Below are 23,811 nucleotides of genomic sequence, written 5' to 3' on the forward strand. Positions count from 1 at the left end.
GATGACGCATCATGAATGCACTGATGGAAATCTGGCTGGGTCAGCCGGTCTGGCTGTGGCTGGCCTTTATCGGCATCGTACTGGCCTTGCTGGTATTTGATCTGGGCGTGCTGCACAAGGACGACCACGAAATCGGCGTGGCGGAAAGCCTGAAGCTGTCGGCCTTCTACATCACGGCCGGCCTGGCGTTCGGCGGCTGGGTCTGGTGGTATCTCGGCGCGACGTCGGGCATGCAGTACTTCACCGGTTTTCTGATCGAGAAAAGTCTCTCGCTCGACAATGTGTTCGTGATTTCGCTGATCTTCACCTACTTCGCCGTGCCGCGCATCTACCAGCACCGTGTGCTGTTCTGGGGCATTCTCGGTGTGATCGTGCTGCGCGCCATCATGATCGGCCTGGGTGCCACGCTGGTCGCGCAGTATTACTGGACGCTCTACATTTTCGGTGCCTTCCTGATCCTGACCGGCGTGAAGATGCTGTTTGCCGGTGACTCACCCACCGATCTCGCCAGCAACCCGGCGCTGCGTTTCCTGCGCCGCCACATGCGGGTGACGCCCGAGCTGCATGCCCAGCGTTTCTTCGTGCAGGCGCCGGCTGCAGACGGCAGCGGGCGGCTGGTGTGGTGGGCAACGCCGCTGTTTCTGGCGCTGTGCATGGTCGAGCTGGTCGATCTGGTATTTGCTGTGGACAGTGTGCCGGCGATCTTTGCCATCACCACCGACCCTTTCATTGTGTACACCTCGAACATCTTCGCGATTCTGGGCCTGCGTGCGCTCTACTTTGCGCTGGCGGCGGTGATCCACCGCTTCCATTACCTGAAGTATGCGCTGGCGCTGGTGCTGGTCTTTATCGGTTCGAAGATTTTCCTGGGCGACTTCGTGTTTGACGGCAAGGTGCCCGCGCCGCTGTCGCTGGCGGTGACCTTCGGCCTGCTGGCTGCCGGTATCCTGTATTCGCTGTGGAAAACACGCAAAGTGTAGGGTTAATCTCCCGCGCCGGCCGGCGCGGGAGCATTCATGCGCTCAGGCCAGCGCCTTGTAGAGGTTGTAGCAACTCAAGAGGCTGATCAGCCCGCCGACCAGCCAAAGCAGCGTGCGCGCCGGCAGTTTCTTGACCAGTAGTGCGGCAAACGGCGCAGCGAAAAGGCCGCCGAAAACGAGGCCGGCGATCAGGATCCAGTGATCAACTTCCGCCCACAGCAGGAAGGCGCCGCCGGTGGCCAGTGCGATGAAGAACTCGGCGGCATTCACCGAACCGATGGTGGTGCGCGGATCGTTGCCACGGCCAACGAGGGTAGACGTCACCACCGGCCCCCAGCCGCCACCGCCCACCGCATCGACAAAGCCGCCAGTCAGCGCCAGCTTGCTGACGTGTTTCAGCTCGCCTTGCGGACGCGGACGACTGCCGATCCATGCCTTGCGCAGGATGTGCAGGCCCAGCAGCAGCAGATAGGCCGCGATGAAGGGCTTGAGCAGCTTGCCATCGATGCTGGTCAGCAGGTACGCGCCGGTGACGCCGCCGATTACACCCGGAATGACGAGGCGGCGGAACAGCTTTTTATCGACATTGCCGAGCTTGAAGTGCGACGCGCCGGAAAATCCGGTGGTGAACACTTCGGCGATGTGTACCGCAGCCGACGCGGCGGCAGGGCTGGCGCCGGTGCCGATCAGGAAGGTGGTGGAGCTGATGCCGTAAGCCATGCCCAGCGCACCGTCGATGGCCTGCGCGGCAAAGCCGACGGCCACCGCCGCCCAGAATTCCGGTGAGGTGAGGACATTCTGCGCAATCAGCGCGGCCTTGCTGCGTGTACCGGCATCGGTATGGCTCAGCGCATAGACCAGCAGCGTCAGCAGTACCAGCAGGCCGATACTCAGTGCTGGCTTGCTGCGCCAGACCGGCGTGGCGACATCGGCATCGCTGGGTGGAATGCCCAGCTGTGCGTGTTCGCGATTGATGGCGTTATCGCTGTGCTGGATCGGGCGGATTTTCATGGCATCACGGCGCTGTTTGATTGACTGGCCGTGATGGTATAACGGAAATTGATAGCTCCAAAAATACTCAAAAGAGATTTGAATATAATATATTGGAATTTAATCCGTGATGACGGAGCAGGTGCCGCAAGAATTTGAGAACATCAAGGGTATACACCCATAGCCTTTTATTTCATTGGGCTATGGGCGCATACAGTGACGTGTATTTATTGCGGCTCGCTGTAGACCTGCACGGTACGCGGGGTAAGAAACACTGTTTCACCGACTTTCCAGCCACCTTCGCTGTAGCGCTCGCGGCTCAGTTCGACTTCGACGGCGTCGTGGCCTTCCACGTCGACTTCGAGGCGGATCGTCGCACCCAGGATGCGAATGTGGTTGATTTCGCCATGCAGCGCATCGCCCGAGGCCACGCGCGACAGGTCGATTTCATGCGGGCGCACGTAGATGATCGCCGGCGCGTCGGGCGCATCCGGTGCCGGAATCCGCCCCTTGCCCACTTCCGCCCAGCCTTCGTGAACGCGGCTGTGGAAGAGGTTTACGTCGCCCAGGAACTGGTAGACAAAGGGGCTGGCTGGTGTGTCGTACACTTCTTCCGGTGTGCCGACCTGCTCGATGTGGCCCTTGTTCAGCACCACGACGCGGTCGGCCACTTCCAGCGCTTCTTCCTGATCGTGTGTCACGAAGATGCTGGTCAGATGCACTTCGTCGTGCAGACGGCGCAGCCAGCGGCGCAGTTCCTTGCGCACCTTGGTGTCGAGTGCGCCGAAGGGTTCGTCCAGCAGCAGCACCTTCGGTTCGACTGCCAGCGCGCGGGCCAGTGCGATGCGCTGGCGCTGCCCGCCCGACAGTTGCGCCGGATAGCGGTCGGCCAGCCAGTCGAGCTGCACCAGCTCAAGCAACTCGTGCACCTTGCGCTTGATTTCCGTTTCCGAAGGGCGGGTTTCCTTCGGGCGCACGCGCAGGCCAAACGCTACGTTCTCGAATACGGTCATGTGGCGGAACAGTGCGTAGTGCTGGAACACAAAGCCGACCTGGCGCTCGCTGACGTGTTTCGCGGTGGTGTCCTCGCCGTGAAACAGGATCTGGCCGGCGTCGGCGGTTTCGAGGCCAGCGATGATGCGCAGCAGCGTCGTCTTGCCGCAGCCGGAGGGGCCCAGCAGCGCCAGCAGCTCGCCCGAGGCGACATCGAGGTTGATGTTGTCGAGCGCCACGAAATTGCCGAAGCGCTTGGAAATGTTGCGGATATCGATGCTCATGATGTGTATTCCTTATTCTTCGGTCGCGTGACGGCGGTCTTCTTCGGCGAGGCGGGCCGAACGCCATTCGATAAAGCTCTTCACGGCCAGTGTCACCAGCGCCAGGAGCGCCAGCAGCGAGGCGCAGGCAAAGGCGCCGACAAAGTTGTATTCGTTGTACAGAATCTCGACATGCAGCGGGATGGTGTTGGTCATGCCGCGGATGTGGCCGGATACGACTGACACTGCGCCGAATTCACCCATCGCTCGCGCATTGGCCAGAATCACGCCATACAGCAGGCCCCATTTGATGTTGGGCAGCGTGATTCGCCAGAAGGTCTGCCAGCCACTGGCACCCAGCACCAGCGCCGCGTGTTCTTCATCGCTGCCCTGTGCTTCCATCAGCGGAATCAGTTCGCGCGCGACAAAGGGAAAAGTCACGAACACGGTGGCGAGCACGATGCCCGGAATGGCGAAAATGATCTTGATGTCGTGTTCTGCCAGCCAGGGGCCGAACCAGCCCTGTGCGCCGAACAGCAGCACATAGATCAGACCTGCGACCACCGGTGAAACGGCAAACGGCAGGTCGATCAGCGTGGTCAGCACGCTGCGCCCCTTGAAGCGGAAGCGAGCAATCGCCCAGGCAGCGGCCACTCCAAATACCAGATTCAGCGGCACGGCAATTGCTGCGGTGATCAGCGTGAGTTTGATGGCAGCCAGCGCGTCCGGGTCGGTGAACGACGCGGCAAACAGCCCCCAGCCCTGGCGCAGCGCTTCGAAAAACACCGACACCAGCGGGATGATCAGAAACAACGCGATGAACAACAGCGCAAGGCCAGTCAGCAGCCAGCGCACCCACGGTGCCTCGGTGGTTGCCGCACTGCGGTTAACAGTCGTGGTGCTACTCATTTCAGTTTCTCCCCAGGCGGCGGGCCGACCACCACTGCAGGCCGTTGATTGCCAGCAGTAGCACGAAGGACACCAGCAGCATCACGACGGCAATGGCGGTCGCGCCGGCGTAGTCGTATTGCTCCAGCTTGCTGATGATCATCAGCGGCGTGATTTCGGATTTGAACGGCATATTGCCGGCAATGAAAATGACCGAGCCGTATTCGCCAATGGCGCGGGCAAAGGCTAGCGAAAAACCGGTGAGCAGGGCTGGCAACAGTGTCGGCAGGATGACGAGACGGAAAATCTGCCAGCGGCTGGCGCCGAGGCTCGACGCGGCTTCTTCCAGTTCCTGCTCGATGTCGGCCAGTACCGGCTGTACTGTGCGCACGACGAAGGGCAGGGTGACAAAGGTCAGCGCGATCACGATGCCGATGGGCTGGAACGCCAGCGGCAGACCTTCCGGCCCGAACAGATTACCAATGGGAGTTCCTGCCGCAAACCATTGGCCGATCCAGCCGTTGGGAGCATACAGGGTGGCCAGCGCAATACCGGCGACCGCGGTCGGCAAGGCAAACGGCAGATCGACCAGCGCATCGATCAGGCGCTTGCCAGGAAAGGAGTAGCGCACCAGCACCCAGGCAATCAGGAGGCCGGTGACCAGATTGATGAGTGCCGCGAGGAAAGAGGCACCGAAGGTCACCTTGTAGGTTGCCACGACGCGCGGCTCGGACACCGCAGACCAGAAATGCGCCCAGTCGAGGTCGAAGGTTTTGGTGATCAGTGCCGCCAGTGGCAGCAGCACGATCAGCGACAGATAGAAAATGCTGTAGCCCAGTGACAGGCCGAAGCCCGGCAGGACACTATTCTGTTTGAACGCCATAAGGATTCCGTACTTCAGACAAAGGATGGATTTGATTGGCAACTCGACGCGAACAGGTGCAGGCGCTCAAGCACCTGCACCTTGCAGAGGGGGGATGGCGGGAAGGGTAATGCCCTGCAGTTGGCCATTTACATGGCTTCCGAGGCATTACCCCCCTTCCCTTCCCCTGCGAGAGGGAAAGTGACATTGAGACAAGCCGATTCGTCTTACCAATCAGAGCCTGCGATTATTTCTTCGCAATCGCCGCCGCGATCTGGTCATACACGCCGCCATCGTTGAAATGGCGCTTCTGGATGGCTTGCCAGCCGCCCAGTTCCTCGACGCCGAAGAGCTTCACGGCCGGGAATTGCTTGGCATACTTGGCGGCGACCGTCTTGTCACGCGGGCGCAGGTAATTCTGCGCGGCGACTTCCTGGCCTTCCGGGCTCCACAGGTACTTCAGGTATTCTTCTGCGGCCTTGCGGGAGCCCTTCTTGTCGACCACCTTGTCGACGACCGCGACCGGCAGGTCGGCATCGATCGAGATGCTCGGGTACACTACTTCGAATTCGCCACGGCCGAACTCGCGCGCGATCATTTCGGCTTCGTTTTCAAACGTTACCAGCACGTCGCCGATCTTGCGCTGCATGAAGGTGGTGGTCGCTGCGCGGCCGCCGGCGTCGAGTACCGGCACATTGCGGAACATGCCGCTCACGAATTCCTGCGCCTTCTGTTCGTTGCCACCCGGCTGCTTCAGCGCGTAGCCCCAGGCCGCCAGATAGGTGTAGCGGCCGTTACCGGCGGTTTTCGGGTTCGGAATGATGACCTGCACGCCCGGCTTGACCAGATCATTCCAGTCGCGGATTCCTTTCGGGTTGCCCTTGCGCACGATCAGCACCTGCAGCGAGGAGAACGGTGCAGAACGGTCGGGAAGGCGATTGGCCCAGTCGGCCGGCAGCAGTTTGGCCTTGTCGGCAATCGCGTTGATGTCGGTTTCCTGATTCATCGTTACCACGTCGGCTTCAAGGCCGCTGATGACTGACAGCGCCTGCTTGCTGGAGCCGCCATGCGATTGCTGGATGGTGATGCTGTCCTTGAACTTGGCGTCGTAGTACTTCTTGAAGACCGGGTTGTAGTCCTTGTAGAAGTCGCGCATCACGTCGTAGGACACATTGAGCAGCGTGGTGTCGGCCTGGGCGTGCAGGGCAAGGCCGAGCGTCAGCGCGGCAAGCAGGCGGGATACGTTCATTCCTGTTACTCCTGGAGGGTTGAGGCAGTGGCGGGATCATGGCCGCGCCAGCCGGATGGCACACTGTAGCGCCAGCGGATTATCTCGTGAAGAAATTAGAAATTATGTTTATATAGCTGCAGCAGCTGAAGCGGTGGCGCTACCCAACAGGTAATCCGCCAGCGTCAAACCGTAGTCCCAGTCACCCAGGCCGGAATCGGCATTGATATGGCCGGCGTTGGCCAGTGTCAGCAGCGTGCTGCCCCAGTCGCTGGCCATGCGGCGCGCTGCGTGCGGTGTGCATGCGTAATCGTTGTCGCTGGCGACAAGCAGGCTGGGAAACGGCAGGTGCTCGCTGCTGCGCGGTGCAAAACCGCTGCCGCGCCAGGGCACATTGCTGCGTTCGCTGTCGGCTGGTGCCACCAGCAGTGCGGCATGGATGCGCGCTCGCGTGAAACGGTATCGCTCGGACCAATGGGCAACAGTCAGGCAGCCAAGGCTGTGAGCCACAAGCAGTATGCGGCCAGGGGCCTTGTAAATCGTCTCGTTCAGCCGCATACCCCAGTCATTGATGTCAGGGGTTTCCCAGTTGTCCTGCTCGACGCGCAAGAGGCCCGGGTGACGCAGCTGCCAGCGGCTTTGCCAGTGCTGCGGCCCGGAATTGCGCCAGCCGGGAACGAGCAGGATGCTGTTACCCTCATCGAGCCAGTGCCGGATTGCGCTCATGCCGCCACCTCATCCAGACGGCGTGCACGCTGGAGCGAGCCGGCCTGGCGGGGTGTCGCCTCCGGCCGGCCCAGCCAGAAGCCCTGCAGGATATCCGCTCCGGCATCATGGGCCAGCTGGTACTGGGTGGCATTTTCAATGCCTTCCACGACGACCGTGCTGCCGAGTTCGTGCATGAGTTCGATCACTTTCGGCAACGCCCGGCGCGCGCGCGAATCGGTTTCCGCGCGGACGATGAAGTGGCGGTCGAGCTTCACATAGTCGGGCTCCAGATGCCAGATGCGGTCAATATTGGCCGACCCGGCACCAAAGTCGTCAACGGCAATTTTGAAGCCCTGCTGGCGATAGTTGTGGATTGCATTGCGCAGAATGCCGGTCTGCGCAGCACTGATGTTTTCTTCGGTGACTTCCAGCGTGATTGGCAGCGTCTGCGCACCCAGCAGTTCGCGGATGTGACGGAAGAAGCTGCCGTGGCGCTCGCTGATTTCCAGCAGGTGTGCCGGATGCACGTTCAGGAATAGCGGGGCACGCTCAGTCGCCGCATGCAGGTAGTTCACCAGATGCAGCGTGCGGCACAGACGGTCGAAATTCACCAGCTCGCCCTGCAGGGTGGCGATGGAAAAGGCCCGCGGCGGTGCAACGGCGCGGCCGCGGGCACTGCTGCGCAGCAGTGCTTCGTGGCCGGCCAGCTGGCCGTCGCGGTCATACAGCGGCTGGAAGACGCTGCCCAGCGTCAGGCCCAGCGTGCGGGCGATGAGCGTCCGGGCTTCGCTTTTCACCCACTCGACCCGCGACCAGCCGCCGTTGAGCGGGTCGCCATGGCTGGCAATCCAGTGCTGCAGTACATCGGGAAACGAGCGGGCAGTCATGGGATGTCCTCCTGTCAGCAGGCCGGTTTACTTCGCCGGCTTGTAGATCTGGTCGAAAACGCCGCCATCGCTGAAATGCGTTTTCTGGACTTTCTGCCAGCCGCCGAACACGTCATCGATATCGAACAGCTGCACTTTCGGGAACTGGCTGGCGTATTTCGCCGCGACTTCCTTGTCCAGCGGGCGATAGTAGTTCTGTGCGATGATTTCCTGGCCTTCCTTGGAGTACAGGTACTTCAGGTAGGCTTCCGCCACCTTGCGCGTTCCCTTCTTGTCGACGTTCTTGTCGACAACGGCTACCGGCGGTTCAGCCTTGATGGTGTAAGACGGAGCAACGACTTCGAACTTGTCGCGACCCAGTTCGCGGAAGACCAGCTCGGCCTCGTTTTCCCATGCGATCAGCACGTCACCGATGCCGCGCTGGGTGAAGGTGACGGTCGAGCCGCGTGCACCGGTATCGAGCACCGGCACGTTCTGGAAAATCTTCTGCACGAATTCACGCGCTTTCTGTTCGTTGCCGCCCGGCTGCTTGAGTGCATAGCCCCAAGCCGCCAGGTAGTTCCAGCGCGCGCCACCGGAAGTCTTCGGGTTCGGCGTGATGACCTTCACGTCAGGGCGGATCAGATCATTCCAGTCCTTGATGTTCTTCGGGTTGCCTTTTTTCACCAGAAACAGGATGGTCGAGGTGTAGGGCGAGGCATTGTCCGGCAGGCGTTTCTGCCAGTCGGGCTTGAGCAACTGGGATTTGTCGGCCAGCTCGTCGATGTCATAGGCCAGCGCCAGTGTTACCACGTCGGCTTCCAGCCCGTCGATCACCGAGCGGGCCTGTTTGCCCGAGCCGCCGTGCGACTGCTTGATGGTGACATCGTCACCGGTGGTTTTTTTCCAGTAGGCGGCGAAGGCCTTGTTGTAGTCCTGGTAAAGCTCGCGGGTGGGGTCGTAGGAAACGTTGAGGATTTCGACGCTGGCGGCGAAGCTGCTGCCGGCAATCAGGGCGAGGCTCAGGGCGGAAAGCAGGGGTTTGATGCGCATGGTGTTGTCTCCGTGTCAGATATGGGAGCCATCATGCCAGTGCGCAATATAGATCAATTAATACTTTATAGAGATTTTTATATTCTTGTTTGATCTTAGTTGACAGTGGGAATATTCAGGGCAGCAGAAAGACGCCAATCAGGATGCCGGCCAGCAGCATGAAGGGGAGCGCCAGCCAGACAATCCGTCCGAACTGCGCGGCAGAGGCTCCGTCGCGTGGCCAGCCTGCCTGCTGGAAGGCGAAATGCACGCCGCGCTCCGCATCCCAGGCCAGGTTCCACAAGAGGCCGGCGGAAACATACAGGATGGATGACAGATAGAGGTTGGATTGCCAGGTCAGCGGGTAATCGCCATCGCGCAGCAGGATGTAGCCGTCGTAGCTCCAGGCGGCGGAAAACAGCCAGGCCACCAGTGCAAGGTAGATGTGCGCCAGTGACGCTTGCCGTCGCAGGCCACGCCACAGCACACCCACCGACCACGGTGCCGTCGTGTACGTGAGCGCAGCCATGAACAGGGCATCGACGTAATCCCAGGTCGGATCGCCGGTATAGGGGGCAATTACCGTCATGCCGGTGGTGGCGATCAGCGCCGTGACCCATTTCCAGCGCTGCAGCAGGAACGCAGGGTAGCCGGCGTAATCCTGGCGCAGACGCTGGCGCTGCCCGATGGCCACGAGGATGGCCAGTGCGCAGGCGAGCAGCCAGGCGGGGAGATAGAGACTGAGAAAAAACTGCTCATCCATGGGTATTGGCCTGTAGCCAAATAAATACATGGCTTGTGGGTGTATACATGTCAATGTACGATGGCCCGCGTGCTTTCTTGCGCGCATGGTTTCCAGATGCATGATGACCGACCCGAGCCGACAATGCCAATCCGTTCCCGCCTGCGCTGGCTGAGCGCAATCATCGTCATCCTGCTGGCTCTGCTTGCCGGCTGGAGCTGGCGCAAGGAGCTGCTTTTCCTGCTGCAGCCCGAACGGCCGGTGGCGGAGGTGGCACAGCCGGTGCTGTGGCGCATCAGCAAGGCGGGTGTGGCGGATTCCTGGCTGTTTGGCACCCAGCATGTGCCGGATGGCCGCGCCAGCCTGCTGCTGCGGCGCATCGAGCCGCAACTGGGCAGCGCGCGCCTGCTGCTGACCGAGCATGCGATGTTTTCTGCCGAAGAAGAGGCCGCCATGCAGGCCTTTCTGTACCCGCGGCAAGACCGGGCCCGCACGGTGCTGGCCAGTGATGCTGCGGCGCTGAATGCCGCGCTGCGCATGCGCCAGGTTAGCCCGGAGGTGCAGGCCACGCTTGATGCCCGGCAGACATTTGCGCTGCTGTATCTCTATCACCCGCGGCGCGGTCCGGTGCTTGACGCGCTGATAGCCACGCGGGCGATCACGCAAGGACAGCCCTATCGCGGGCTGGAAACGATGGCGGGAATGCTCGCAGTGTTTGATGTGCTCAGTGAGGAAGAGGCCGCACGCTTGTCTGCGCATTATCTGGCGCATTCCGGCCAGCTGGATCGCTGTGTGGACGAGATGACTGACGCGTATTATCAGCGCAGCCTTGGGGCGCAGCACGAACTGGCAGCCTGCAGCGTACCGGCGGATCTGGCACAACTGCTGCAGCGGCTGGACCGGGCTCTACTGGATGAGCGTAATCGCGCGTGGTTACCGGTGCTTCTGCCCGAGCTGGCTAACGGCAACGTTTTTGTCGCGGTGGGCTATATGCATCTGCCCCGTGATACTGGCGTCGTGGCCCTGCTGCGCAAGGCGGGATATACGCTGACGCCGGTGTACTGACCTGCCGGGTATAAGGGTGAGGCCCTTGGTTGAATTTGGCTCCAGCTACATACGCTTGCCGGTATTGCCGCCGGCCAGGATTTTCTTCTGGCCGTAGAGCCGCATCATTGCGTCATACAGCGCAATGCCGCTGACTTCATAGCCTTCCGGTGAGAGGTGGACCAGATCGGGGCGCGCCATGGGCGGGTTCTGGCTGGCCCAGTTCTGGATTGCGCAATTGCCACCCATCGCGGCGGCCCAGTCCCAGTAGAGCAGGTGTTCCTGGTTGGCGATTTCGCGCTGGATGCGCTGCACCGCGAGCAGATTGGGCGCGAGGCCATACTGCGCGCAGCCGGCATTGACGCTGGGGCCGCTCTTTTTCGCCGAGCTGGGGGCGCCGACGAGCAGGATGGCCGCTTCCGGCGCGCCGCGCTTGAGCATGCGCACGGCAGCGCGCAGCTCGGCCCGGTAGGTGACATCGACAAACTTGGGGTCGAAGGCCTCGTTGGTGCCGTAGGCCAGCACGATCAGATCCGGCTTGCGCCATTGCAGCTGTTCCTTCAGCAGCGTGGCGTTCCAGTTCTGCAGCACGCGCACCTGTGCGCCGACGATGCCGAGGCTGTCGTAGGACACGCCGGGGCTGAGGCGATCAAGCACGATGCCGCCCAGCTCTCCACCGGAATCCGCACTGATGCGGATCGGGTTGGCTGCCCAGGGGCTGAACATCACATTGTATTCATCCCAGCCGGCCTTGCTGCGCGCCGGCAGGTCGCGGGTTTCGCCATTGGGCAGCGTGACGACCCAGCCGCCGGCGGCCGGTGCGCTGCGTGTCCAGACGGAAAGCCGCCACAGGCCTTCCGCCAGCGGTGTTTTCGGGGCGATTTCGACTTCGGCGCCGGCGGCCGCGCGGTTGGTGATGCCGCCGACCGGAAAATCGCCCGGGCTGTAGGTGCTGCGGCTGATCTGTGTTTGCCACTCACCCTTCATGCGCTGCAGCACCAGCGCCGAGCGCTGGTTGTTCACATAGCCCGGCGTCAGCCAGCCGTAACCGGCGTCGCCGAAGCGGGCCTGCAGGCGGGCGCGGATGGCGTGGGTGAAGTATTCGCCGGCGGTGTGCGAATCGCCGAGCTGCAGGATGCGGACGGTATCGCTGCCGCTGCCGTTCTCCAGCGCGGCAAGCTGGCGCCAGACGCGCTGTGCGTTCAGGTCGCCATAGTCTTCGATATCCGGCGCAGCCACGGCCAGCAGGGGAAGGGCCGCTCCGGCCAGCAGCAGGGCTAGTCGCTTCATCTCAGCGCCCCGGCAGTGCCGGCAGCTGGAATTGCTGCAGGATGGTTTCCGCCAGCTTGAGCTGGCCTGCGCGCGTGAAGTGCACGCCGTCATCGGTGCGCATGGCGACCTTGCGTTCACCTTCGATGCGGTATTTTTCGTAGGCGCTTGTGCCGTTGCCGACGATGTTCTGCGTCGGGACGAAGCGCGCCTGGTTTTCGCGGCTGCCCTTTTCGAACAGCTGGTTCAGCGTCGGCACGCCGGAGTTGATCTTGTCCTTGCCCATCGGCGGCGCACCCAGCCAGACGACCTCGACCTTGTTGGCCTGCGCGAACTGCAGGATGTCGCGGATGCGCGCTTCATACTGGCTTTGCCACAGCGGGGTGCCAAAGCGCTCGTATTTGCCGTCCAGAATCATGTCCCAGGTATCGTTGGCACCCAGAAACACCACCAGCGTGGTGATGCCATGCTGCGGCACCAGGGTTTTCACGGTCTTGGGCCAGTCGAAATAGCTGGGGTAGGTGAGGCCGGTGCTCTGCCTGCTGGCGTCGATGCTGGCAATGCCGTAATCGCGCTGCAGCGTGCGGATGGCGTGCGGAGCGACGCCCTGCATCATCGAATCGCCGATGAACAGCACCTTGTCCTGCGGTGTGAGGATGATCTTGCCATCCTGCGTGTGGCGGCCGTTGAACAGCGTCGGCGAGACGGGCTGGCCGTGCGCGTACTGCACCATATTGCTGGCAAGCATTGCGCGGCCGACATTGGAAACGCGCGGCAGTGCCTGGCTCATGGCCAGCGACGGCAGTGTGGGTGGCTGCGGGCTTTCCTCGCCGTGCAGCAGGATATTTCCGGCGGCCACCATGCGGGAACTGATCGTCCCCAGCTTCTCGTTCAGCGTCAGGAAGGGTTCCTGCATGCCGGAGTTCAGCTCGGTGCCCATCTGCCCCAGCGGGCTTTGCGAGAAGGGCGCCAGCCCGCTTTCACGGTGCCGGGTCTGCTGCCAGTAGGTATCCAGTGCCGTGTGGCGCAGCCAGACGATCAGCAGGATGGTTCCCGTCAGTGTCAGGATGACATTGAAGGGAGGGCGCGCGAATGATGGGCTAGCAGACAGCATGGGGGCGGGTCAGTACTGGTAATAGATGAAGGCCGGCACGCCACTGGGCGCCAGCATGATGATGCATTGCACGATGCTCGCCAGCGGCAGCGGCTTGATGTACCACGGCAGGCGGCGCAAACCGGTCAGCAGCAGTTCGCGCAGGCGGTTGCTGTAGCGCCAGAATACGAAGCAGGCTGCCACGAAGGCGAAGCCGCCGATCACGTTGAGCTGGAGCTTCGGCCCGAGATTGGCGAGGCTGGCGAGATAGTGCGTGGCATCGCTGGCGCTGTCGGCTCGGAAATAGACCCAGGCCACGCAGACAAAGTGGAAGGTGAGCAGCATCGCCAGCCAGTCGGGCATGACCCAGGGGCGCTTGCTGCGGCTCATCAGCGCATCCCAGGCGTTCTGCACGACCATCCCGCCGCCGTGCAGCGCGCCCCAGACCAGATACTTGATGCTGGCACCGTGCCACAGGCCGCTGATGACCATGGCGGCAAAGAGGTTGAGCTGGGTACGTCCCCAGCCGCTGCGGCTGCCGCCCAGCGGGATATAGACGAAATCGCGAATCCAGGTCGACAGCGTGATGTGCCAGCGACGCCAGAAATCCCGCAGCGATACGGCAAGGTAGGGCTGATCGAAGTTCTTCGGCAGCTGGTACCCCAGCAGCAGGGCCATCGCGATCACCAGCTCGGTGTAGCCGCTGAAATCGAAATAGATCTGCATCGCATAGGCGTACATGCCCAGCAGTACTTCCAGGCCGTGATAGGCATCCGGATTGGCGAACAGCGGGTTGACCCAGGCATCGGCCAGCCAGCTCGACAGCCAGATTTTCTTGGTGAGCGCCGACAAGAGCAGCACGAAGGCCACATCTGCCTCGATGATCTGGCGTTTTTCGCTGCTTTGCAGCTGGCGCAGCAGGCCTTCCGGCCGGCAGATCGGGCCGGCCAGCAGCGAAGGGAAGAAGGACAGATACAGCAGGGTATCGAGAGCGCCGGCTGGTTGATCCTTGCCACGTGCAATGCCGACCAGGTAGGCAATGGCCTGGAAGGTGTAGAAGGAAATGCCGACCGGCATCAGGATGTCGAGCGGGGGCAATACCCAGCCTAGATGCGCGCCATCCATCAGTGTCTGCATCTGGTCGCGGAAGAAGTCGTAGTACTTGAAGACGCCGAGATTGATGACCGAAGCCACAATGCCAAGCAGCGCCCAGTGTTTGCGGCGTGCTTCATCAGTGGACATCTTGCGCGCGCACAGCATCACCACGCCGGAATACAGGAACAGGATCAGTGCGAAGCGCCAGTCCAGCAGGCCATAGAACAGATAGCTGGCGGCGAGCAGCAGTATTTTCTGTGGCTGCACCCAGCGCTGCAGTCCCCAGTAGAGCAGCAGGAAGGCAATGAAAACCAGGGCGAATTCGGGGGAGAGGTAACTCATGATCAGCTATCGGTGCAATTGAGTGCGATTCTACCTTGCGATGGCTGCAAAGTGTGGCAACACTGCTGGAAGGCGCTATTCTGCAGGGATTACGCCTACTCGTGCAGGAAAAATCATGCTGCTGCGATTCTTGCCCCTGTTGCTGCCCGTCATCGCGCCGCTGCAGGCGGCAACATTCTGTCTGTATCCGCTACCGCCAGCGGAAGGCAAGCCCTCTCGCATGCTCAACCTGACGGTCGTCCAGTTCGTCGAACTCGCTGATCGGGAACTGAAAATCAGCTTTGGCGGCGGCAATCTCGGCAGTGGCCACGAGGTGCTGATTCCGCTGAAAAACCGGGCTGAAGGGCAGCGCATGCTCGATGAAATGGCGGCACAGTCCCGGCAGTGCGACAAGGGCTGAATGAGCGTCTGTCCGCTGTTTTCACGGTCCTCCGGCTGGAATCCGCCTGGCGATCTCCGGTCGGCGTGTGAGGGTAGTCACTTGATGCTGACTACAATATTTCCATTACTTACTTTCTGATTGCATTTGTGCTATTTTCCGGCGTCTGCAAAATCATTCACCGGAGATTTACCGTCATGCAAACAACGAGCAAATGCCTGCTGGCCGCGCTGGCCCTGGTTTTCGGAACCGCCAATGCGCTGGATCTGGGCAAGCTGGTCAATTCGGCCGATACCGTACAGCAGGCTGCCAAGGCCGCCACGCTGAGCGATGCCGACGTGAAGGCACTGACGGACGAAGCCTGCAAGCAGAGTGACGCTGAAAACCGCATCGCCAGCGACAAGAGCAAATACGGCAAGCGTCTGGCCGCGATTACCAAGAAAATGGGTAATGACATCAAGGGCCAGCCGGTAACCTACAAGGTGTATGAAACACCGGAAGTCAACGCCTGGGCGATGGCCAATGGCTGCATCCGCATCTACAGCGGCCTGATGGACATGATGACCGATGATGAAGTGATCGGCGTGGTCGGCCACGAAATGGGCCATGTGGCACTGGGCCACACCAAGAAAGCCATGCAGATCGCCTATGCGACCGCTGCCGCCCGCAGCGCAGCCGGCAACTTCGGTAACAAATCGGTGAGCGAACTGAGCAAGTCCGATCTCGGCGCCATTACCGAAAACCTGATCAACGCGCAGTTCTCGCAATCGCAGGAACTGGATGCCGACAACTTCTCCTTTGACCTGCTGACCGAGAAGAAGCTGAACCGTGAGGCGCTGGCCAGCGCATTCCGCAAGCTGGAAAAGCTTAGCGGCGGCGAACACAGCATCATGAGCTCGCACCCGGCCTCCGCTGACCGCGCGAAGAATATCGACACGCGCATCGCATCGGGCAAGTAAGCCGGCGTACCCGCCAGACCGCAACGGCCGGATGATTCCGGCCGTTGGCATTTCTGCGGCCACCGGTCTGCACCCGTAGGCGTGCTGCAGGTGACAGGGTAGAATCGCGCTCCTGCTGACGTACTCCTTGCCATGTCCGACACCCACGACCTTGCCGATCTGCTCGCGCCCGGCCTCGCGCCCGCCGACATTCCCGCACTCAGCTCCCTGCTGGGCGCGCGCGGCCTGCTGTCGGCCTTCATCACGCTGTTCCGTGGTGGCGAGGACGAGGTGCTGCTGCGCATTCTGGTGCTGCGCGAAATCGGCTTGCGCGCCGCTGCGCCGCGCTGGTCCAGCCAGGAGCTGCTCAACCATTTCGCCTACCTGAACGCCACCAAGCTCGAAACTGTGCTCAAGCGTTTCAGCAAGGACGGCCTCCTGGTGTGGGACAGCGACGATCAGCTCTACAGCCTGTCGACCACCGGCCGCGTTGTGCTGGCCGCCATTTCCAGCCTCACCCAGTTTGCCGAGGAAGACGCCGAGCTCGGCTACCTCACCGCGCAGGTGGCGGCCGGCCAGGCCGTCGGCGATGTGGCGCCCGACGCGCTGCAGCACCTGCTGGCGCGCCTCAACGAATTGCACGCCGATTTCGAGGCCGCGCTCGAATCGCAATCCGAGTTCCAGATCAAGGCTGCGCGCAAGCAGCTCGACAGTGTCTGGCGCTGGGTCGAAAAGGGCACCGAGATCATCCGCAGCGTGCTCGAAGACGAACACACCGGCTACGCCGAGCATCAGGTCGCGCAGGCCATCGCGCTGGCGCAGGCGCGCATGCTGCGGCTCACCAGCGTGTTCCACCGCCGCTTGAACGAACTCGCCGCGCAACGCGTGCACCTGGGCGAATCGGGGCTGACGTCCAGCAATATCGCCGACTGGCTGCGCAGCCAGAGCCAGGACACGCTGGCGAATCTCGGCCGCGACCTGCTGACCTTCCACCCCGAGCCCAGCTGCGTGGTGTCGGACATCCTGCTCGACATTACCGAATTCGAGTTGCTCGAACGCGAGCGCGACAGCAGTGAAATCATGGCGCTGCCGGCCTCGCAGGCCGCGCAGGAAGCCGGTGAAGTGGAGGTCGAGCAATTGCTTGCTGCCGATGCCTTTTATTCCGAGCTGCAGGGTATTGCTGCAGAGGTCAATATTTCCGAGGCCGTGCTGGCAGATACCTACGAAGAAACCGTTTACCGCCTCTCGCTCTTGTCGCTGCTGGGCGATGCCGAAGTGGCGCTGGAAAACTCGGTGATCGCCGACATCGTGCGACTGCCCTTTGCGCTGGAACTCGATGCCAGCGTCGAAATCCTTGATCACCCCGCTGTCGCCGCGATGACCCGCGGCCGGCTGCGACCGCTGATGCCTGCCAACACAGGAGACGACCATGGGATTGCTTGACGAGCTGAAACAGCAGGCCGAGGCGGCGCAGCGTGACGCCGAACTGACCCTGGCGCAGTTGCACGCCAATTGCACCGCGATTGATGGTGCATTGCGCGCGGTGTTCAAGACGTTTTACGAGCTGAATGAACAGCTGAAACTGATTCCGCTGGAAAGCCCGCATGTATGGCGCTTCTGGGGTGTGGGTGAATGGCAGGGCTTGCGCAAGGAACGCAGTGCTGTCGACATGCGGCTGAAAAAGACCGAAGGCCGGGAATTCGCCGATTCTGTAGACCTTGTCATCAGGTGGCTGGCGCCATCGCCGCTGACTGCGAGCTATGGCAGCCAGGGCGAAACCAGTTACATGAAGGACAAGCTCTGGGCGCTGGGGCTGCAGTTTGACGAGCGCATCCAGAAAAACGAGGAAGGCCGTTTTGTCCGCGCTTCGCTGCTTATTGAACCGCAACTGCTGACCCGCCTGCATTTTGAAGCCCTGCCGCAGAAAGGACTGATCAGGCTGATCGTGCGCAATCTGGATCGGCTGCAAGAGGACGTGATCGAGCTGGCGCCGGCCGACTGCACGCCGGAACTCGGCGAAGAGTTGCTGAAGGCCGCGCTGGGCAAACCGAATACCGCTGGCCAGCTGCTTGGCCGCGGCAACTGAGAGAACGATGGATCAGGCACTGAACATCCTGCTGGCACGCCTGCTGGCACAACGCTTCATCCCGCGCACCGACCCGCTGGCGCGCCGCGCGCTGGTCGACGAAACCTTCCGCGAGGGGCTTGAGCGGCGGCTGGACGATTGCGGCATGCAGCTGCTGGAGAACCCCTACGCGCAGTACATCGCCATCGGCCTGAAGCCCGAAATGGAAGACTGGGTGTTCGGCGAGGGCGAGAATTGGCTGTCGAACAATATGGGCCTGCCGCGCGATGCGATTGCGCTGCTGGTCGTCGTCTGGGCGCTGATCATCCTGCCCAAGCGCGAGCGCCAGATTGCCCGTGCGGTCCAGATTGGCGATACCCAGTCGGACATGTTCGGCGCGGACAAGCCGATCACGCACGGTGAAGAGGTCAGCAGTGGCGTGCCGGAAGACGCGATCTATGCCGATTTCGGCAAGAAGCTCGGCGGCAAGGCGCGCTTTGCCATGAACCTCGGCCAGCTCGCCAAGCTGGGCTTCGTCGTTCGCCGCAACAAGATGATTCTTGAAGGGCCGCTGCTCGATCTGATGATCGATTACGCTAAGCTCGCCCCGCGCATCATCAACGGCGCGCTGGCCGACGTGCTGCAGTTGTCCGGCACGCAGCTGGCACTGGATGCTGCCGAGACCGACTGAGCGCCGTGAGACCGGATGAGAGTTCGAGCTGTGCGGGTATGTGGTTGTAGCCATTTTATTTGAATGGTTGCAAGGCTATACCCTGTGTTGTGTGTTGCTTCCCGGTATTGAAACGAATTGAGCCATCCGTGGCGAAGTAGACAAAAGCATGTTCCAGATTCGCGAACTTGAAATGATCCACTGGGATTTCTGGCAGGCCATCAAGGTGCCGCTCGATTCCCAGATCGTCACCATCGTCGGCCCGAACGGCTCCGGCAAGACCACGCTGCTTGATGCCTTGCGCACCTTGCTGGCGCTGAAGTGCTCGGGGCGGCGCGACTACAAGCGCTATGTGCGCAACAACCGCGCGCAATACGCCTGGCTGCGCGGCGTGGTGAACAACCCGCAGCGCGCCGGTGGCGGGCTGTTTCCCTATCTGTTTTTTCCGGCTACCAGCGACGTGGTCACGCTGTTCTGCCGCATCAAGAAGCAGGGCGGCGACTGGGTACGCCAGTACGCGATTGCCGAGGGCGACGTGCAACTGGTCGACGGCGTGGAAAACCAGCTCTCCTGGCTGGGCGTGAACGAATACCGCCGCCGCCTGGAAGCCGCCGGGCTCACGCCGGCGATTGCCGAAGTGCTGGCGCTGGAGCAGGGAGATACCGACAAGCTGTGCGAATACTCGCCGAAAGCCTTGCTCGATCTGGTGTTTCAGGTGTTCGGCGACAAGCAGGTGCTGGATTACTACCAGGAAGCCAAGCTGCGCCTGAAAGAAGCCGAGGGCGAGCTCGGCAAGATGGAGCAGCAGCTCACCACGCTGGGGCTGGAAGTCGAACGCCTGCGCCTGCGCGCCAACAGCTTTGTCGAATGGCAAAGCCTGCACGCCGACGTGATCCGGCTGGAGCAGGATGTGATTCCGGCGCTGCGCTATGTCGAGCAATGGGACAGCCTGCGCGGCTATATCAACCAGTTCCGCGGCGCGCGCCGGTCCTTGCGCGAGCGCCAGAACGAGCTGGATGCGCTCGATGGGCAGTTCCATGCGCTCGATGCGCTGCTCTCCAGTGCACAGGGTGGCGAACAGGCCGCGAAAGCCGAGTATGACGCGGCCTTTACTGCGTTTCAGGCCGCGCGCGACGTGGCGCGCGACACCGAAAAACTGCTGAAGGAAGCCGAGCGCCTGCGTACGCTCGCAGCCAGTGAACACGGTAGCGACGCGGTCGCTCTGGCTGACCAGCTCGCAGCGCTGAAGGAGCAGGAGAGCCAGCTCAGGCAGGCGCTGCGCGACATGAAAACCGAGCGCGAGCAATTGTCCGAGGCGCAGTTCGCGCTGCAGCAGGGCCGTGCGCCGTCGCCCGATTTTGTGCGCAATCTGCGCGCCGCGCTCGACGAAGCTGCCATCCCGCATCATGTGCTGACCGAGCTGGTTGAAGTACGCGATTCGAGCTGGCAGGAAGCCGTCGAGGCGCTGCTGGCGCCGTATCGCCATATCGTGCTGCTGGGGCGCGAATCGGACAAGCGCCGCGCGTGGGAAATCGGCCAGCAGCTGCGCTACCGTCATTTCATCGTTCCCGATGTGGAAGTTGCGCCGAAGGCCAATCCCGGCTCGGTGCTGGAAATCATCGATTTCCGCGGCCCGGTGCCGGCGTGGCTGACCAGCTTGCTCAACCGCACGCAGCGCGTGCGCTCGGTCGAGGCCGGCGCGCATGTCGATGGCGACTGGATCACCCGCGAGGGTTTCCACAAGGAGCGGCGCGGTGCACGCGACATCAGCGTGCGCCCCGGCGACCATGCGTTTGGCGAAGCCGCCCGCCTGTCGCGCCTGAGCGCGACCAGCCGCCGCCTGAAAGAGCTGAACGAGCAAATTCTCGATGAAGAAACCCGCCTGCAGGGCATCACCGGCGACATCAGCAATCTGCAAAAGCAGCTGATGGGTATGCAGGCGGTCGTGCAGCTGGCCGCGCGCCAGGAAGAATTTGCTGCTGCCGCTGCGCGCTGGCCTGAAGACGAAGCGCGTGCGCAAAGCTCGGGCGCCGCTTTTGCCGCCGCTCAGGCCGCATGGGAAGCTGCGCGCGGCCAGCGCGAGGAAGAGCGCGTGCAGCACAGCCGGCTTGCCGACCAGCGCGAACGGCTGGCGAAAGTAGTGGCGCAGCAGCTCGAACAACTCACGCGCCAGCGCGACGAACAGAGCCGGCTGATGCGCAATTTGCGCGCCGCCAAGAAGGAATTGCCCGAGTCGCTGGCGAGTGCCGGTGCGCTGCGCGAGCTGAAGGACAAGTTCAACAGCGTGCAGGCCGTGCGCTACCTGATCGAGCAGGAAAGGCAGCGGCTGGACGGCGGTGACTGGGAAACCGATCCCGCCATCCTCGCCCGCCGTGACAAGCTGGCCAACGACTACGCGCTGCTGGAACGCGACGCGCTGCAGCACCGGCAGGATGCCGAGCGCACCGGGCAGCTGACCGACGAAGCGCGCGGCGCCTACATCAACAAGCTGCGCGCCACCGTGCGCGCCTACGGCAAGAATCTCGCCAAACTGGGCGAATTGTCCGGCATCCACGTCGAAACCGAATTGCCACATCTGGACAACGACGACCTGACGCTGGCACAGGCTGGCCTCACCGTGCGCTTCAACTTCGACCAGAAGGGCATGATGGGCCTGAACGACGGCGAAGCGTCCGGCGGCCAGCAGGTGATGAAGTCGCTGATCCTGCTGATTGGCCTGATGATGGACGAGAGCAATCCGTCCGGTTTCGTGTTCATCGACGAGCCCTTTGCCCACCTCGACATCTTCAACATCGACCGTGTGGGCGGCTTCCTGAAAGCCACCGAGGCGCAATACCTGATCACCACGCCGCTGACGCACAACACCAATGTCTACGGGCCTTCCGAGCTGACGCTGACCACGCGCAAGAAACAGCCGGGCGAAACCTGGGCTCCGGTGATCATGCAGACACGCCGGCGCGTGGCAGCGTGACGGTTCCGCAGGATCTGGCCGACTGGCTGGAAGAGTACACCGCCGCCTTCAACGCGCTCGACGGCGATGCCGTTGCCGACCTGTGCGCCGAGCCCTGCCAGATCGTGCAGGGCGGACGCGTCGAGCACTGGCCGGATCGCGCGGCGGTGGCGGCGAATATGCGCGCACTGTGCACGCAGTACCGCGAGAACGGCTATCAGCATGCGCAGGCCGCAATCCGGGATTGCCGCGTGTTTGGTGCAGGCAATGCGCTGCTGGACATCCACTGGCGCATCGTGCGCAGCGGCGATTTGCCGCCGTGGACATTCAATACCGCCTACCAGCTGCTCAATACTGCCGGTGATTGGCGCGTCTTGCTGTGCGTTGCTTACGAGGAATCTCCCCTGTGAGCAGTGCCTTGCCGCTGCTGGCATTGAAACTCGTGCTGGTTCCTGTCCTGATGGGCTGCATAAGTCTTGCTGCGCGGCGCTGGGGCAACCGTGTTGCCGGCTTCCTGTCGGCGTTTCCTGTCGTTGCTGGGCCGATTCTGTTTCTGCTTGCGCTGGAACATGGAGTGCAGTTTGCCGCGCAGGCGGCGCGCGGCACCTTTGCCGCTGTGTTGGCGGTAATGGGGTTCGCGCTGGGGTATGTGCGGATGGCAAGCCGGCATGGGCCACTGCTTTCCGCATTGCTTGCCTTTGCTGTTTATGCGTTGCTGATTGCTTTGCTGTACCGGCTGGCGATGCCGGATACCGTATTGATCCCCCTGGTAATTGCGGCCCTGTTGCTCGGGCCGTGGCTGGTGTCTCGTATTTCTGCGATGCAAGCCCGTCCTGGCAGGTTTGCCATTGCGCTGCGGATGCTGGCAAGTGCCATCCTGGTGTTGCTTGTGACCTCGCTGGCAGAGGTATTCGGCGCGGGCTTGAGCGGGCTCTTCGCCATGTTTCCAGTGATGGCCTCGGTGCTGCTGATCGGTTCGCACCTGCAGCACGGTGCCGTTGAGGCTGCAGCCTGCCTGCGTGGGATGGTGTTCGGCTGGTATGCGTTTGCCGCATTCTGCCTGGTATTGTGGCTGGCACTTCCCGTATCTGGTATCGCCCTATCGTTTGCTCTGGCCTTCGGCTCGGCATTGCTGCTGCAGGGAGTGATGGTGGTTTTTATTTGGGTATATTCACGCAGGTCTTTATTTTAAAAGGTTGTATGGCTATACCTAGTTTTATTTTTCGTGTTGGCTGCTTGGCACACGTTTCTTATCGTGTCGCACCGGTCGCCTCGGGTGAGTTTACCCCTCCGCCAATCCTGACGCCCTGCGGGGCAAATGGCCGGTGGCTGCGATAATTACGGCTGTCCGACCTGGCATTCTGGCGGGCGCTGCGGTCGGCCTCGGCAAAGCTGGCCGGCTGACGTGTGCCAGCGATTTCGAGCAGGCCGTTTTCCGGGTTGATCTGCACGCTGTATCTGGCGAGGTTATAGAACAGGTACATCGCGTACAGATTGTCGGCATCCTTGTACTCGCCCTTTTCGCGCCGGAAATCACGCGAGAGTACTGATGGAAAGCGGTCGGGCAGGTCGCGGAAGGCGACCGGCTTGTCGTCGTGCGGATCGATATAATCCGACGCGGCATATTTCCGGTACAGCACCACATCCATCGTATAGCCACGTGTCGCCCATTCCTTCATCAGCGCCATGGCCATCTCGGTTGGCGTATTGGCATTGACTGCGGCCACAAGGGTGCTGCGGCCCAGAATGCGCGGGCTGTCGATTGGGAGACTTGCATAGCCGGCGCCAAACTTGAAGGCCGAGGCGATGGTTTTGGCGCAGTTCAGGTCCAGGTAGCCGTATCTGATTTCGCCGTCGTGGTATTCGGTGTTCCTGCGGCGCTGGAGGTAGTCGTCGTTGATGCGGGCGAAGTAGTCAGCCAGTGCCGCCCTTTCGGTGGCGGACACGCCAGAGACCCGTACGCCGATGACCGAGCGCTTGTAGACTTCGCCAAAATCAAGCCCGAAAGAGGCGGTTTCCCCGAGTGAGGATGTCGTCTTGAAGAGATATTCCTTTTTCGGGATGCGCATCACCAGAGCATCGGTGTAAAAGCCCTGCGCGTGCTTTTTGCTGCGATCGGCATAGTAATTTGCTGAATAGACCAGATCATCGTCCGGAATTACATCCCGGATTGCCAGCGCCAGGTGACCGGCCGAGCCCCCTTTCGACGTGCCATAGCTGATCAGAAGTTCCAGATCGTGCTGGTCCGCTCGCAGTTGCTGGCTGATTTCATCGAGATTGGCCGGTTCCGGCCCTTCCTTGCTGCCGAAGCCGGTGGCACCAGCCTGGATGGCAAGGAACAGCGCGATAAGGACGAATGCGGTTTTCAAGGGCAGATTCCGGACGGGGTTGGCGGGCTTTGCCCTGTGAATTCG

The 23,811-nt window shown here is 61.9% G+C and carries 23 protein-coding genes; 10 read left to right on the top strand and 13 right to left on the bottom strand.

What is annotated here, in order from left to right; all coding sequences use genetic code 11:
• The first annotated feature begins 11 nt into the window (after positions 1–11).
• The gene (locus tag H559_RS0110535) at positions 12–980 is read left to right on the top strand and encodes a TerC family protein (protein ID WP_028452679.1); all 969 of its coding nucleotides are present in this window, start codon (positions 12–14) and stop codon (positions 978–980) included.
• Between the two features lie 42 nt (positions 981–1,022).
• Here the strand turns inward: H559_RS0110535 and H559_RS0110540 are convergent, their stop codons facing one another.
• The 9 genes from H559_RS0110540 to H559_RS0110580 form a co-directional block, all read right to left on the bottom strand.
• On the bottom strand, positions 1,023–1,991 hold the full coding sequence (locus H559_RS0110540) for a sulfite exporter TauE/SafE family protein (protein WP_028452680.1): 969 nt from the start codon (positions 1,989–1,991) through the stop codon (positions 1,023–1,025).
• Between the two features lie 206 nt (positions 1,992–2,197).
• Positions 2,198–3,247 (bottom strand): sulfate/molybdate ABC transporter ATP-binding protein, encoded by a 1,050-nt coding sequence (locus H559_RS0110545; RefSeq protein ID WP_028452681.1) that lies wholly within the window; start codon positions 3,245–3,247, stop codon positions 2,198–2,200.
• Between the two features lie 12 nt (positions 3,248–3,259).
• A complete protein-coding gene (cysW, locus tag H559_RS0110550) occupies positions 3,260–4,135 on the bottom strand; it encodes a sulfate ABC transporter permease subunit CysW (RefSeq protein WP_028452682.1) in 876 nt (291 codons plus the stop codon).
• A 1-nt stretch (position 4,136) separates the two neighbouring features.
• Complete coding sequence (gene cysT / locus H559_RS0110555) at positions 4,137–4,997, bottom strand: sulfate ABC transporter permease subunit CysT (RefSeq protein WP_028452683.1); 861 nt, start codon at positions 4,995–4,997, stop codon at positions 4,137–4,139.
• Positions 4,998–5,223: 226 nt separating this feature from the next.
• Positions 5,224–6,225 carry a sulfate ABC transporter substrate-binding protein gene (locus tag H559_RS0110560; RefSeq protein WP_028452684.1) on the bottom strand — a complete coding sequence of 334 codons (1,002 nt, stop codon included), beginning with the start codon at positions 6,223–6,225 and terminating at the stop codon, positions 5,224–5,226.
• Positions 6,226–6,333: 108 nt separating this feature from the next.
• Entirely contained in the window at positions 6,334–6,930 is a 597-nt protein-coding gene (locus H559_RS19895) for an RBBP9/YdeN family alpha/beta hydrolase (RefSeq protein ID WP_051279282.1), read from the bottom strand.
• Positions 6,927–7,799, bottom strand: coding sequence for an EAL domain-containing protein (locus H559_RS19900; RefSeq protein WP_051279283.1), 873 nt, complete (start codon positions 7,797–7,799; stop codon positions 6,927–6,929). Before H559_RS19900 ends, H559_RS19895 begins: the two co-directional genes overlap by 4 nt.
• Before the next feature lie 27 nt (positions 7,800–7,826).
• Positions 7,827–8,831 carry a sulfate ABC transporter substrate-binding protein gene (locus tag H559_RS0110575; RefSeq protein ID WP_028452686.1) on the bottom strand — a complete coding sequence of 335 codons (1,005 nt, stop codon included), beginning with the start codon at positions 8,829–8,831 and terminating at the stop codon, positions 7,827–7,829.
• Positions 8,832–8,946: 115 nt separating this feature from the next.
• A complete protein-coding gene (locus H559_RS0110580; protein WP_028452687.1) occupies positions 8,947–9,573 on the bottom strand; it encodes a hypothetical protein in 627 nt (208 codons plus the stop codon).
• A gap of 123 nt (positions 9,574–9,696) precedes the next feature.
• Here H559_RS0110580 and H559_RS0110585 point away from each other — a divergent pair, with 123 nt between their 5' ends.
• A complete protein-coding gene (locus H559_RS0110585) occupies positions 9,697–10,617 on the top strand; it encodes a TraB/GumN family protein (RefSeq protein ID WP_028452688.1) in 921 nt (306 codons plus the stop codon).
• A 45-nt stretch (positions 10,618–10,662) separates the two neighbouring features.
• Here H559_RS0110585 and H559_RS0110590 read toward each other — a convergent pair whose 3' ends face one another.
• The 3 genes from H559_RS0110590 to H559_RS0110600 are packed head-to-tail and all read right to left on the bottom strand — an operon-like array spanning position 10,663 to position 14,395.
• Positions 10,663–11,886 carry an SGNH/GDSL hydrolase family protein gene (locus H559_RS0110590; RefSeq protein ID WP_028452689.1) on the bottom strand — a complete coding sequence of 408 codons (1,224 nt, stop codon included), beginning with the start codon at positions 11,884–11,886 and terminating at the stop codon, positions 10,663–10,665.
• A gap of 1 nt (position 11,887) precedes the next feature.
• Positions 11,888–12,979 carry an SGNH/GDSL hydrolase family protein gene (locus tag H559_RS21725; RefSeq protein ID WP_051279285.1) on the bottom strand — a complete coding sequence of 364 codons (1,092 nt, stop codon included), beginning with the start codon at positions 12,977–12,979 and terminating at the stop codon, positions 11,888–11,890.
• 9 nt (positions 12,980–12,988) lie between these two features.
• On the bottom strand, positions 12,989–14,395 hold the full coding sequence (locus H559_RS0110600; protein WP_028452690.1) for an MBOAT family O-acyltransferase: 1,407 nt from the start codon (positions 14,393–14,395) through the stop codon (positions 12,989–12,991).
• Between the two features lie 115 nt (positions 14,396–14,510).
• On the opposite strand from H559_RS0110600, the gene H559_RS0110605 reads away from it, so the two are divergent.
• The 8 genes from H559_RS0110605 to H559_RS19915 all read left to right on the top strand — a co-directional run bounded on the left by H559_RS0110605 (position 14,511) and on the right by H559_RS19915 (position 22,589).
• Positions 14,511–14,795: a hypothetical protein gene (locus H559_RS0110605; RefSeq protein WP_028452691.1), complete on the top strand. Its 285-nt coding sequence runs from the start codon at positions 14,511–14,513 to the stop codon at positions 14,793–14,795.
• Between the two features lie 176 nt (positions 14,796–14,971).
• The gene (locus tag H559_RS0110610; RefSeq protein WP_028452692.1) at positions 14,972–15,733 is read left to right on the top strand and encodes a M48 family metalloprotease; all 762 of its coding nucleotides are present in this window, start codon (positions 14,972–14,974) and stop codon (positions 15,731–15,733) included.
• Positions 15,734–15,865: 132 nt separating this feature from the next.
• The gene (locus H559_RS19910) at positions 15,866–17,155 is read left to right on the top strand and encodes a hypothetical protein (protein WP_034640776.1); all 1,290 of its coding nucleotides are present in this window, start codon (positions 15,866–15,868) and stop codon (positions 17,153–17,155) included.
• Positions 17,142–17,798 (top strand): hypothetical protein, encoded by a 657-nt coding sequence (locus tag H559_RS0110620; protein WP_028452693.1) that lies wholly within the window; start codon positions 17,142–17,144, stop codon positions 17,796–17,798. Before H559_RS19910 ends, H559_RS0110620 begins: the two co-directional genes overlap by 14 nt.
• 7 nt (positions 17,799–17,805) lie before the next feature.
• Positions 17,806–18,468 carry a hypothetical protein gene (locus H559_RS0110625; protein WP_028452694.1) on the top strand — a complete coding sequence of 221 codons (663 nt, stop codon included), beginning with the start codon at positions 17,806–17,808 and terminating at the stop codon, positions 18,466–18,468.
• 148 nt (positions 18,469–18,616) lie between these two features.
• The gene (locus H559_RS0110630; protein WP_028452695.1) at positions 18,617–21,418 is read left to right on the top strand and encodes an ATP-binding protein; all 2,802 of its coding nucleotides are present in this window, start codon (positions 18,617–18,619) and stop codon (positions 21,416–21,418) included.
• Positions 21,415–21,807, top strand: a complete 393-nt coding sequence (locus tag H559_RS0110635; RefSeq protein ID WP_028452696.1) for a DUF6841 family protein — start codon at positions 21,415–21,417, stop codon at positions 21,805–21,807. Before H559_RS0110630 ends, H559_RS0110635 begins: the two co-directional genes overlap by 4 nt.
• Positions 21,808–21,815: 8 nt before the next feature.
• Positions 21,816–22,589: a hypothetical protein gene (locus H559_RS19915; protein ID WP_155845375.1), complete on the top strand. Its 774-nt coding sequence runs from the start codon at positions 21,816–21,818 to the stop codon at positions 22,587–22,589.
• 58 nt (positions 22,590–22,647) lie between these two features.
• Here the strand turns inward: H559_RS19915 and H559_RS19920 are convergent, their stop codons facing one another.
• Complete coding sequence (locus H559_RS19920; protein ID WP_155845376.1) at positions 22,648–23,766, bottom strand: hypothetical protein; 1,119 nt, start codon at positions 23,764–23,766, stop codon at positions 22,648–22,650.
• Positions 23,767–23,811 lie beyond the last annotated feature (45 nt).

Origin of the sequence: Chitinilyticum aquatile DSM 21506, from assembly GCF_000430805.1 — a bacterium.
Taxonomy (GTDB): domain Bacteria; phylum Pseudomonadota; class Gammaproteobacteria; order Burkholderiales; family Chitinibacteraceae; genus Chitinilyticum; species Chitinilyticum aquatile.